This window comes from Streptomyces cinnabarinus (genome assembly GCF_027270315.1).
Lineage (GTDB): Bacteria > Actinomycetota > Actinomycetes > Streptomycetales > Streptomycetaceae > Streptomyces > Streptomyces cinnabarinus.
The window spans coordinates 1,233,262-1,245,983 of the sequence record NZ_CP114413.1 but is presented as its reverse complement, the minus strand read 5'-3'; the positions used below and the strand labels follow the sequence as shown (position 1 = coordinate 1,245,983).

Annotated in this window: 1 protein-coding gene; it reads left to right on the top strand. The window is 73.4% G+C overall.

Annotation, left to right across the window (positions count from 1 at the left end; translation table 11 throughout):
* Positions 1-15: 15 nt before the first annotated feature.
* Positions 16-12,714, top strand: coding sequence for a type I polyketide synthase (locus STRCI_RS05425; RefSeq protein ID WP_418953451.1), 12,699 nt, complete (start codon positions 16-18; stop codon positions 12,712-12,714).
* The last annotated feature ends 8 nt before the right edge of the window (positions 12,715-12,722 follow it).

The window sequence follows — 12,722 nt, the reverse complement described above, 5'->3', positions numbered from 1 at the left end:
CGTGAGTACCTCAAGTTGGTCACCGCCGACCTCCAGGAGACCCGTCAGCGCCTCCAGCGCACCGAGGCCAAGAGCCGTGAGCCGATCGCGATCGTCGGCATGGCCTGCCGCTTCCCCGGCGGAGTCGCCTCGGCCGAGGAACTGTGGCGGCTGGTCGCGGCGGGCGGCGACGGCATCACACCCTTCCCGGTCAACCGGGGCTGGGCCGAGGACCTGTACGACCCCGACCCGGACGCGTACGGCAAGAGCTACGTCGTCGAAGGCGGCTTCCTGCACGACGCCGACCGCTTCGACGCCGAGTTCTTCGGGATCTCGCCGCGCGAGGCGCTCGCCATGGACCCGCAGCAGCGGCTCCTCCTGGAGGCGGGCTGGGAGGCGTTCGAGCACGCCGGACTGGCCCCCGGCGCGCTGCGCGGCAGCCGTACGGGCGTCTTCGTCGGCGCCTCCGGCTTCGGCTACCTCACCGACATGCTCCACGTCCCCGAGCAGGTCAGCGGCTTCTCCCTGACCGGCAACGCGACCAGCGTGCTCACCGGCCGCCTCGCCTACACCCTCGGCCTGGAAGGCCCCGCCGTCACCGTCGACACCGCCTGCTCCTCGTCGCTGGTCGCGCTGCACCTGGCGGTCCAGTCGCTGCGGAACGGCGAGTGCGACCTGGCCCTGGCGGGCGGTGTGACCGTCATGCCGAGCCCCGGAGTGTTCGTGGAGTTCAGCCGCCAGCGCGGCCTGTCGGCGGACGGGCGCTGCAAGCCCTTCGCGGCGGCGGCCGACGGCACCGGGTGGTCGGAGGGCATCGGCGTCCTCGCCGTGGAGCGCCTCTCGGACGCACGGGCCAAGGGCCACCGCGTGCTGGCTGTGGTGCGCGGGTCGGCCGTCAACCAGGACGGCGCCTCCAACGGGCTGACCGCACCCAACGGACCCTCCCAACAGCGGGTCATCCAGCAGGCGTTGGAGAACGCGCGAGTAGCCGCCACCGAAGTGGACGCGGTGGAGGCACACGGCACGGGAACGACGCTCGGCGACCCGATCGAGGCGCAGGCGCTGCTGGCCATGTACGGCCTGGACCGCGCTGCCGAACGCCCGTTGTGGCTGGGCTCGGTGAAGTCGAACATCGGGCACACCCAGGCCGCGGCCGGCGCCGCGGGCGTCATCAAGATGGTGATGGCGCTACGGGCGGGCATCCTGCCCCCCACCCTTCACGTGGACGAGCCGACTCAGCACGTGGACTGGGCCTCCGGAGAGGTCCGGCTGCTGACCGAGGGGCGGGAGTGGGAGACCGACGACCATCCGCGCCGGGCCGCTGTCTCCTCCTTCGGCATCTCCGGGACCAACGCGCACGTGATCCTGGAGGAGGCCCCGTCCGAGGGCTCGGATCCGCTGGTGGTCCCCGGCCCGGAGGGACTCCCGGCGTCGCCGTTCGTGCCGTGGCTGATGTCCGGGCGTACCGCGGAGGCGTTGGCCGGTCAGGCGGGGCGGCTCGCCGGTGTGTCGGGCGATCCGGTCGATGTGGGGTGGAGTCTTTGGTCTTCGCGCACGGCGCTGGAGCATCGGGCGGTGGTGTGGGGGCGGGAGGCTGCTGAGCTGACGGCGGGGTTGTCGGCCTTGGCGGCCGGTGGTGTGGCGGGCAACTCGGTGTCCGGGGTGGTGGGTTCGGGTTCGGGTGTGGTGTTCGTGTTCCCGGGGCAGGGCGCGCAGTGGGTGGGGATGGGGCGGGGGCTGTTGGAGTCCTCGCCGGTGTTCGCGGCGCGGATCGCCGAGTGCTCCAGTGCTTTGTCGCCCTTTGTGGACTGGTCACTTGTCGAGGTGTTGAAGGGCGATGACGACGCCTGGATGCGGCGGGTGGATGTGGTCCAGCCCGTGCTGTGGGCCGTGATGGTCTCCCTTGCCGCGGTGTGGGAGTCCTTCGGGGTGACCCCGGCGGCCGTCATCGGTCACTCGCAGGGGGAGATCGCGGCTGCGGCGGTGGCAGGTGCGTTGAGTCTGGAGGACGCGGCTCGGGTCGTTGCTCTCCGGTCGGCTGCCATTCGGGATGAACTCGCTGGCCGCGGTGGGATGTTGTCGCTGGCGACGGGCGCCGAGCAGGCATCGGGGTGGGTCGATCCGTACGGGGACCGGGTGTCGGTGGCCGTGTACAACGGTCCGGACGCCACGGTTGTGGCCGGTGACCCGGAGGCTCTGGAGGAGATTGGCGCTAAGGCGGAGGCGGCTGGTGTTCGGGCCCGTCGGGTGCCGGTGGATTACGCCTCGCACTCGACGCAGGTGGAGGACATCAAGGCGAAGCTGCTGGACGTCCTCGCTCCGGTGGCGCCGAGGGTGTCCCGGGTTCCGTTGATCTCCACGGTCACCGGTGAGCCGTTGGACACGTCCACGATGGACGCCACGTACTGGTACGAGGGTCTGCGCCGGCCCGTCCGCTTCACCGAGGCGATCCAAGAGGCCCTGCGCCAGGGCCACTTCCGCCTGATCGAGGTCAGCGCCCACCCCGTGCTGACCATGGGCGTGCAGGCCATCGCGGAGGCGGCCGAGCAGCCGGTCACCGTCGTCGGCACTCTCCGCCGTGACGAGGACGAGAACGCCCGCTTCATCGCCAGTGCCGCCGAACTGTGGGTCCAGGGCACGGACATCGACTGGTCCGCCGTCTACGCGGGCCGCCCCGTCACCCACGTAGACCTGCCCACCTACGCCTTCCAACACCAGCGCTACTGGCTGGAGTCCGGCTCCACCGGCGGCGACCCCGCCGAACTCGGTCTCGGTGCCGCCGCGCACCCGATGCTCGGTGCGGCCGTGAGCCTCGCCGCCGACGGTGGCCTCGTTCTCACCGGCCGACTCTCCACCCGCACCCAACCCTGGCTCGCCGACCACGCCGTCGCGGGGACCGTCCTCTTCCCCGGCACGGGATTCGTGGAACTGGCGATCAGGGCCGGTGACGAGGTCGGATGCGGCCACCTCGCCGAACTCACCCTCCACGCACCGCTGATCGTCCCGGAGCAGGGAGCCGTACAACTCCAGGTCGTTGTCGCCCCCGAGACCGGCGGGCGGCGCGGGCTCGCCGTGTACTCGCGTCCCGAGGACTCCGGCCGGGAGTGGAGCCTTCACGCGGAGGGCGTGCTCAGCCCGGAGCAGGTCACCTCGCCCCATGCCGGTCTCATGGACTGGCCGCCTGTCGGTGCCGAAGCCGTCGACGTCTCCGCCTTCTACGCCGAGGCCGAGGCGGCCGGCTACGGCTACGGACCCGCCTTCCGTGGCCTGCGTGCGGCCTGGCGTCTCGGGGATGACGTCTACGCCGAGGTGGAGCTGCCGGAGGAGCAGCGGGCGGACGCCGCGCGCTTCGGGCTCCATCCGGCGCTGCTCGACTCGGCACTCCAGGCGATCGGCCTCGGCCGGTTCGGTGTGTGGGGCGGTCAGGGCGACGGCGAGCTGCGGCTGCCGTATGCCTGGTCCGATGTGGCGCTGACGGCTGTCGGTGCGGTGGCGGCGCGGGTGCGGCTGAGTCCGGCGGGGCCGGACGCGGTGGCGATCGATGTCGCCGATGGGGCGGGGCGTGCGGTGGCGCGGGTGGGGAGTCTGGCGCTGCGGCCCGTGCGCGCGGAGCAGTTGGTGGCGGCCGTCGGTGCGGTCAACGACGGTTTGTTCGCTCTCCGTTGGAACCCGGTCCCGGCCGCGTCGCCCGGCACGTCCGGTGCCTGGGCGGTGGTCGGCGAGGACACGTTCGGTCTTGCCGCCGCTGTGCAGGTCGCCGGGGTGGCGGTCGACTCGTACGCGGATCTCGCCGGGCTGCGGGCCGTGCTGGAGGCCGGGGTGCCCGCTCCGGGCACGGTGCTGTGCGTGCCGCCCGCCGCGTCCGGTGCGGGGACGGCCCGGGACGCGGAGAGGGTGACGGCCGCACTGCTGGCCCTGGCGCAGGAGTGGCTGGGCGAGGACGCCTTCGCGGAGTCACGGCTTGCCGTGGTCACCCGGGGCGCGGTGGCCACCCGGGTCGACGAGGACATCGACGATCTGGCCGGGGCCGCCCTGTGGGGGCTCGTCCGTACTGCCCAGACGGAGGCTCCTGGCCGGTTCCTGCTGATCGACCTCGACCCCGCCGAGCCGGCCGCCGACGAGGTCGTCGCCGCCGTCGCCGCCGCGCTGGCCGCGGACGAGTGGCAGGTCGCGGTGCGTTCCGGGGAGGTTCTGGCGCCTCGGTTGGCCCCCGCCGACGCGGGTGGCGCGCTGGTGCCACCGGCGGGGGAGCGGGCCTGGCGGCTGGACACGGCCGCGTCCGGCACCCTGGAGGGGCTGCGGCTCCTGCCCGCCCCGCGGTCGGCGGCCGAACTGGCGCCCGGTGAACTGCGGATCGCGGTCCGCGCGACGGGCGTCAACTTCCGGGATGTGCTCATCGGTCTGGGCATGGTGCCCGGTCAGACCGTCATGGGCAGCGAGTGCGCGGGCGTGGTGCTGGAGGTGGGCGCGGACGTCACCCGGTTCGCACCCGGAGACCGGGTCGTCGGGATCGTCGACGGTGGCTTCGGCCCGCTGGCCGTGGCGGACGCGCGGATGGTGGCCCCGGTGCCCGAGGGCTGGTCGTACGAGCAGGCCGCCTCCGTGCCGGTGGCCTATCTGACGGCGTACTACGGGCTGGTCGACCTCGCCTCGGTCCAGCCGGGTGACACCGTCCTGGTGCACGCGGGCGCCGGTGGGGTCGGGATCGCCGCGATCCAGCTCGCCCGGCACTTCGGCGCGACCGTCCTCGCCACGGCCAGTCCGGGCAAGTGGGACGTGCTGCGTGGACTCGGGCTGGCGGACGAACAGATTGCCTCTTCGCGCGATCTCGACTTCCGGGAGAAGTTCCGGGCGGCGGGGGTGGACGTCGTCCTCAACTCCCTCGCCCGCGAGTTCGTCGACGCCTCCCTCGAACTGCTGGCCGACGGCGGCCGGTTCCTGGAGATGGGGAAGACCGACAAGCGTGACCCCGAGCAGGTGGCGCGCGAGCACACGGGTGTCGTGTACCGGGCCTACGACCTGAAGGAGGCCGGAGCCGAGCGCTGCGGCGAACTGCTGGCCGAGGTGCTGGCGCTGTTCGAGCGGGGCGTGCTGCGGCACATGCCGATCACGACCTGGGACGTCCGGCGCGGGCCGGAGGCGTTTCGGCACATGAGCCAGGCCAAGCACACCGGCAAGGTGGTGCTCACCGCGCCGCCCACGCTCGACCCCGACGGCACGGTCCTGATCACCGGCGGTACGGGAACCCTCGGCTCGCTCCTCGCCCGCCACCTGGTCACCGGGTACGGGGTCCGGAACCTGCTCCTCACCAGCCGTCAGGGGACGGAGGCTCCGGGTGCCGCGGAACTGGTCGCGGAACTGGCGGAGTTGGGGGCCGCTGCCGAGGTGGTCGCCTGTGACGCGGCGGACCGGGAGCAGCTCGCCGCACTGCTGGACGGGCGACGGCTGACCGGTGTGGTGCACGCGGCGGGCGTCCTCGCCGACGGTGTACTGACCTCCCTCACCCCGGAGCAGCTCGGCGCGGTCTGGCGGCCCAAGGTCGAGGCCGCCGTCAACCTGCACGAGCTGACCCGCGACTCCGACCTGGCCCTGTTCGTCCTCTACTCCTCCGCCTCCGGCGTCTTCGGCGGACCCGGCCAGGCCAACTACGCCGCCGCGAACGTCTTCCTGGACGCGCTCGCCCAGCACCGCCGCGCCCATGGCCTGCCCGCCACCTCGCTGGCCTGGGGCCTGTGGGCGACGGCCAGCGCCATGACCGGACACCTCGCCGAGGGCGACATCGACCGGGTGGCGCGCAACGGCTTCGTCCCCCTCACCGACGAGACGGGCATCGCCCTCTTCGACGCGGCCGCCGCCCGCGACGGGGCCCACTTCGTCGCCGCCGAACTCGACACCGCCGCCCTGCGCGCCGCCGTCGCCGGAAAACCCGTCCCGCCGCTGCTGCGCGGCATCGTGCGCGGCACCACACGCCGTACCGTCGAGACCGGGGAAGCGGACCGCACCGACGCCCTCGCCGGACGGATCGCCGGACTGCCGCCCGCCGAACGGGAGCGGTTCCTGCTCGACCTGGTCCGCTCCCATGTCGCCGCCGTGCTCGGCCACGCCAACCCCCAATCCCTCGACGCGGAACGGCCGTTCAAGGACCTCGGCTTCGACTCGCTCACCGCCGTCGAACTGCGCAACCGCGTCAACGCGGCGACCGGACTCCGCCTCCCGGCGGCGCTCACCTTCGACCACCCCACCCCGGCCGCCGTGGCCCGGCTGGTCGCGGCGGAGCTGTCCGGCGTCCGGGACGAGGCCGTCACCGCGCACGCCCACGGCGGACCGGCGGACGAGCCCATCGCGATCGTCGCCATGGCCTGCCGCTTCCCCGGCGGAGTCGGCTCGCCCGAGGAGCTGTGGCGGCTCGTCGGCGACGGCCGTGACGCCGTCACCGCCTTCCCCGAGGACCGGGGCTGGGACATGGAGTCCCTCTACGATGCCGACCCCGACGCGCGCGGCAAGACCTACCTGCGCGGCGCCGGACTGCTGACCGACATCGCCGGATTCGACGCCGACTTCTTCGGGATCTCACCGCGCGAGGCCCTCGCCATGGACCCGCAGCAGCGACTCGCCCTGGAGGTGTCCTGGGAGGCCGTCGAACGGTCCGGTATCGACCCTGCCTCGCTGCGCCGCAGCCAGACCGGCGTTTTCGTCGGAGCGCTCAACTCCGAGTACCTCTCCCGGCTCGACTCGGTTCCCGACGAGGTCGAGGGCTTCCTCGGCACCGGCAACATGCTCAGTGTCACCTCCGGGCGCATCGCCTACCAACTGGGCCTGGAGGGACCGGCGGTCACCGTCGACACGGCCTGCTCCTCATCGCTGGTGGCCCTGCACATGGCCGTACAGTCGCTCCGGAGCGGCGAGTGCGACCTCGCCCTCGCCGGCGGTGTGACCGCCGTCTGCTCCCCGGCCGGGTTCGTGGAGATGAGCCGTCAGCGCGGACTGTCGGTGGACGGCCGCTGCCGTGCCTTCGCCGCCGACGCCGACGGTTTCGGCCCGGCGGAGGGCGTCGGCATGCTGCTCGTGGAGCGGCTGTCCGACGCACGCGCCAAGGGCCATCACGTACTGGCCCTCGTCCGTGGCTCCGCCGTGAACCAGGACGGTGCCTCCAACGGGCTGACCGCTCCCAACGGCCCCTCCCAGCAGCGCGTCATCCGACAGGCCCTCGCCAACGCCGGCGTCTCACCCGGCGAGGTGGACGCGATCGAGGCGCACGGCACGGGAACGACGCTCGGGGACCCGATCGAGGCCGCCGCCCTGGCGGCGACGTACGGCCTGGACCGGGACGCCGAACGCCCGTTGTGGCTGGGGTCGGTGAAGTCGAACATCGGGCACACCCAGGCCGCCGCCGGTGTCGCGGGCGTCATCAAGATGGTGATGGCGATGCGGGCGGGCGTGCTGCCGCGCACCCTGCACGTGGACCAACCCACCCCGCACGTCGACTGGACGGCGGGCGGCCTGCGACTGCTGGCCGAGGAGCGGGAGTGGACGGCGAACGGCCATCCGCGCCGGGCGGGTGTGTCGTCCTTCGGTATCTCCGGGACCAACGCGCACGTGATCGTCGAGGAGGGGCCTGAGGGTTCGGGGCCTGCGGTCGTCTCCGGTCCCGAAGGGCTGTCGGGGTCCCCGGTAGTGCCGTGGCCGCTCTCGGCCCGGGGCGCCGCGGGACTCGCCGCTCGGGCCGCGTCCCTCGCCGGGGCGCTCACACAGGCCGACGCCGTGGCCACGGGCTGGGCGCTCGCCGCCGGACGCTCCGCGTGGGAACACCGGGCGGTGGTGTGGGGGCGGGAGGCTGCTGAGCTGACGGCGGGGTTGTCGGCCTTGGCGGCCGGTGGTGTGGCGGGCAACTCGGTGTCCGGGGTGGTGGGTTCGGGTTCGGGTGTGGTGTTCGTGTTCCCGGGGCAGGGCGCGCAGTGGGTGGGGATGGGGCGGGGGCTGTTGGAGTCCTCGCCGGTGTTCGCGGCGCGGATCGCCGAGTGCTCCAGTGCTTTGTCGCCCTTTGTGGACTGGTCACTTGTCGAGGTGTTGAAGGGCGATGACGACGCCTGGATGCGGCGGGTGGATGTGGTCCAGCCCGTGCTGTGGGCCGTGATGGTCTCCCTTGCCGCGGTGTGGGAGTCCTTCGGGGTGACCCCGGCGGCCGTCATCGGTCACTCGCAGGGGGAGATCGCGGCTGCGGCGGTGGCAGGTGCGTTGAGTCTGGAGGACGCGGCTCGGGTCGTTGCTCTCCGGTCGGCTGCCATTCGGGATGAACTCGCCGGTCGCGGTGGGATGTTGTCGCTGGCGACGGGCGCCGAGCAGGCATCGGGGTGGGTCGATCCGTACGGGGACCGGGTGTCGGTGGCCGTGTACAACGGTCCGGACGCCACGGTTGTGGCCGGTGACCCGGAGGCTCTGGAGGAGATTGGCGCTAAGGCGGAGGCGGCTGGTGTTCGGGCCCGTCGGGTGCCGGTGGATTACGCCTCGCACTCGACGCAGGTGGAGGACATCAAGGCGAAGCTGCTGGACGTCCTCGCTCCGGTGGCGCCGAGGGTGTCCCGGGTTCCGTTGATCTCCACGGTCACCGGTGAGCCGTTGGACACGTCCACGATGGACGCCACGTACTGGTACGAGGGTCTGCGCCGGCCCGTCCGCTTCACCGAGGCGATCCAAGAGGCCCTGCGCCAGGGCCACTTCCGCCTGATCGAGGTCAGCGCCCACCCCGTGCTGACCATGGGCGTGCAGGCCATCGCGGAGGCGGCCGAGCAGCCGGTCACCGTCGTCGGCACTCTCCGCCGTGACGAGGACGAGAACGCCCGCTTCATCGCCAGTGCCGCCGAACTGTGGGTCCAGGGCACGGACATCGACTGGTCCGCCGTCTACGCGGGCCGCCCCGTCACCCACGTAGACCTGCCCACCTACGCCTTCCAACACCAGCGCTACTGGCTGGAGTCCACCACAGCCGCCCCCGACGTCACCGGCGCCGGGCTGGCCGCCACCGACCACCCCCTGCTGGGTGCCTCGGTCAGCCTCGCCGCCGACGGTGGGGCCATGCTGACCGGCCGGCTGTCGACCCGCCATCAGCCCTGGCTGGCCGATCACGCGGTCGCGGGCACCGTCCTGCTCCCCGGTACCGGATTCGTGGAGCTGGCGATCAGGGCCGGTGACGAGGTCGGCTGCGGCCACCTCGCCGAACTCACCCTGCACGCACCGCTCGCCGTCCCGGCGGACTCGGGAGCGCACATCCAGGTCGTCGTCGGCGCACTGGACGAGCGCGGGCTGCGTGAACTGGCCGTCTACTCCCGCCCCGAGGGAGCCGAGCACGACCATCTCTGGCTGCGGCACGCCGAAGGGCTGCTGAGCGCGGAACCGCCACGTGTCGAGTCGGGGTTCGACCTCACGTCCTGGCCGCCGCCCGGCGCCGAGCAGCTGGACACGTCCGAGTTCTACCCGACGGCCGCCGCCGCGGGGTACGGATACGGGCCCGTATTCCAGGGCCTGCGTGCCGTGTGGCGACGCGGTGCGGAGGTCTTCGCCGAGGTCGCGCTGCCGGAGGAGGAGCAGGCGGCCGCCGCCCGCTTCGGCATCCACCCGGCGCTTCTCGACGCCGCCCTGCACGCCATCGGCTTCGGCGCCTTCGGAGGCGATCCGACGGCCCTGCGGCTGCCGTTCGCCTGGACCGGCGTCACGCTCTTCGCGGCCGGTGCCGACCGGCTCCGGGTACGGATCGCCGCGGGCCCGGACGGCGACCTGAACGTTCAGGTCGCCGATGCGACCGGTGCCCCCGTCGCCGCCGTCGACGCGCTGGTCCTGCGCACCGTCACCGCCGACCAGCTCGCCGCCCCCGCACCGGACTCCGACTCCCTCTTCGTCCTGGACTGGACGCCGGTACCCGTCCCGGCCGCCGTACGGTCCGAGTGCTGGGTGGTCCTCGGTGCCAAGGTTCCCGTGCCACCCGGCGTGGCCGTCCACGCGGATCTCGCCGAGCTGCCCGAGCCCGCGCCCGAGGTGGTTCTCTGGGCGCCCCCGGCCGCCGGAGCGGGCGCACCCGCCGACGCGGCCCGGCAGGTCACCGAGCAGGTGCTGGCACGCGTACAGGAATGGATGGCCGACGAGCGGCTGGCGGAGTCGCGGCTGGTGGTCGTGACCCGCGGAGCCGTGTCCGCCGGGCGCGACACCGACCTCACCGATCTCGCCGCCGCGCCCTCCTGGGGCCTGATCCGCTCCGCCCAGTCGGAGAACCCGGGCCGCTTCCTGCTGCTGGACCTGGACCCGGCGGACGAGCCGACGCCCGACCAGGTCGCCGCCGCCCTCGCCGCCGCCCTGGAGGCCGACGAGAACCAGATCGCCGTCCGCGAGGGCACACCGCTCGCCCCACGCCTGGTACGTCCCGCCGACGCGAGCGCGCTCGTGCCGCCCCCGGGCGCCGCCTGGCGGCTGGACACGGCCGCCTCCGGCACCCTGGACGGGCTCACCCTGCTGCCGTACCCGGAGGCCGCCGAGCCGCTCGCCGCCGGTCAGGTCCGTGTCTCCGTGCGTGCCGCGGGCGTCAACTTCCGGGATGTGCTGATCGGTCTGGGCATGGTGCCCGGTCAGACCGTCATGGGCAGCGAGGGCGCCGGAGTGGTCACCGAGGTGGGGCCCGGGGTCACCCGGTTCGCCCCCGGCGACCGCGTCCTCGGCCTCATGGGCGGTGCCCTGGGTCCCCTCGCCGTCACCGACGAACGGGTCCTCGCCCCCGTGCCCGAGGGCTGGTCGTTCGAGCAGGCCGCCTCCGTGCCGGTGGTGTTCCTGACCGCCTACTACGGACTCGCGGACCTGGGTGGCGTGAAAGAGGGCGACACCGTCCTGGTGCACGCGGGCGCCGGGGGTGTCGGCATGGCCGCGATCCAGCTCGCCCGGCACTTCGGCGCGACCGTCCATGCCACGGCCAGTCCGGGCAAGTGGGACGTGCTGCGTGGACTCGGGTTGACCGACGAGCAGATTGCCTCTTCGCGCGATCTCGACTTCCGGGAGAAGTTCCGGGCGGCGGGGGTGGACGTCGTCCTCAACTCCCTCGCCCGCGAGTTCGTCGATGCCTCCCTCGAACTGCTCCCGGACGGCGGCCGGTTCCTGGAGCTGGGCAAGACCGACCAGCGCGACCCCGCCCAGGTCGCCGAGAACCACCCCGGCGTCTCCTACGCGGCCTACGACCTCGCCGACGCCGGAGCCGACCGTATCGGCGAGCTGCTCACCCAGATCCTGCGGCTGTTCGCCACCGGAGCGCTCCGGCCGCTTCCCGTGACCGCGTGGGACGTCCGCCGGGCCCCGGAGGCGTTCCGGTTCATCAGTCAGGCCAAGCACGTCGGCAAGGTCGTCCTCACCATGCCGCCCGTCCTCGACCCCGAGGGCACCGTCCTGATCACCGGCGGCACCGGAACCCTGGGCGCGCTCCTCGCCCGGCATCTGGTCACCCGGCACGGCGTACGGAAGCTGCTGCTCACCAGCCGACAGGGGCCCGACGCCCCCGGCGCCGGCGAACTCCACGCCGAACTGACCGAGTTGGGCGCCGAAGTCGAGATCGTCGCCTGCGACACCGCCGACCGCGAGCAACTGGCCCGCACCCTCGCCGCAGCGCACCCGCTCACCGGCGTCGTCCACGCGGCGGGCGCCCTGTCCGACGGCGTACTCGCCGCCCAGACGCCCGAGAAGCTCGCCCAGGTGTGGCGGCCCAAGGCGGAGGCGGCCACGCATCTGCACGAACTCACCCGCGACACGGACCTCGCCCTCTTCGCCCTCTACTCCTCGGCCGCCGGGGCGGGCGGCGGCGCCGGACAGGCCAACTACGCCGCCGCCAACACCTACTTGGACGCCCTCGCCCACCGGCGGCGCGCCCAGGGGCTGCCCGCCCTCTCCCTCATCTGGGGCCTGTGGGAGGAGGCCAGCGCCATGACCGGGCACCTCGACCGGTCGGCCGCCGGCCGGGCCCGCCAGGGTGGACTGGTCAAGCCGATGGACAGCGACACCGGCCTCGCCCTGTTCGACGCCGCCCGACGGCTGGACGAGACGCTGGTCGTACCGCTCCGGCTCGACCTGCCCCTGATGCGTGCACGCGCCCGCACCACCGCCGACATCCGGCCCCTCTTCCGTGCGCTGGTCAAGCCCGGCGGACGAGGCCGCGCCGCCGACGCCCGGCCGGGTGCCGACAGCGCCGCCACGCTCACCGCCGCCCTCGCCGGCCTCAGCGCGACCGAACGCGAACACCGGCTCCTGGACCTGGTCCGCACTCACGCGAGCGCCGTCCTCGGCCACACCGGCGCCCACTCCGTCGAGGCCGGCCGGCCCTTCAAGGACCTCGGCTTCGACTCCCTCACCGCGGTCGAACTGCGCAACCGGCTCGGCGCCGCCACCGGCGTCCGCCTCGCCACCACCGTGGTCTTCGACCAGCCCACCCCGCTCGCCCTCAGCAAACACCTCCTCGACAAGATCGCCCCCGACGGCGTCACCACCCCCGAGGCCGCCGCCGGAGACGCCGAACTGGCCCGCGCCCTGGCCGCCATCCCGCTCCACCGCCTCCGCGAGGCGGGCCTCGCCGAGACGCTGCTCCGCCTCGCCGGGGACGCAGCGGCACCGGACACCCCCAGCGACGACGACGGAACCACCGATGCCATTGCGGACATGGAGGTCGACGACCTCGTCCGGATGGCCCTCGGGGATGCCGACTCCGACTCCTGAGACGACAG